Source organism: Vibrio sp. 1401 (genome assembly GCF_033340295.1).
Genome location: NZ_JAWOWF010000349.1, coordinates 1 through 712, shown reverse-complemented (window position 1 = coordinate 712; position 712 = coordinate 1). Strand labels below are relative to the sequence as shown.

Below are 712 nucleotides of genomic sequence, written 5' to 3'. Positions count from 1 at the left end.
CACCGGTTTGTTGAACCGCAGCTGTTTGGCAGACACGCTAGAAACATTAACGCAGCAAGCCACCCGCCCTTTTAATCTGGCGTATTTAGATATCGACAACTTTAAATCAATAAACGACATCAACGGGAACTACATTGGTGACCAGCTCATCAAGTTTACTGCAAATGCGATTCCACAGAGCTTGTCTTCCCCACATAAAGCGTTTCGCGTTGCTGGCGACGAGTTTGCCTTTATTACTTACGATGAAGATCCCGTGGCTGTATGTCAGGAAGTGCTCGATAAAATTGAAGCCGGTTACAGTGACAAATCCAATCGTATTTCTTTTACCGTGAGCATTGGCATTGCACGAGCGCCTGTTCACATGCTCAACAGTGATGAACTGATCCTAAATGCCAGCTTGGCGTTGAAAGATTGCAAAAAACACCGTGACACACGAATTCAACATTACGACACGCACTTAAGTGCGCTTTATCATCGTCAAACGCAACTGATTGAAGCAATGCGCATTCAATTAAGCACGAGCATTACTGAAAGTCATGAGCTTTACGTGGTGTTACAACCGATTGTTGATGTAAACAATGATCGCTGGGATTACTTTGAAATACTCGCTCGTTGGAACAGCAGTGTGTATGGCAACATCTCCCCTGCGGAGTTTATTGAAGCGGCAGAGCAATCGGGATTAATCATCGAATTAGGTGAGCGAATCATAGAG

At 44.7% G+C, this 712-nt stretch carries 1 protein-coding gene; it reads left to right on the top strand.

The window, feature by feature from the left end; translation table 11 throughout:
* Positions 1-712: diguanylate cyclase domain-containing protein (locus R7Z77_RS25565; protein WP_318137077.1), on the top strand; the 712-nt coding region annotated here is incomplete at both ends.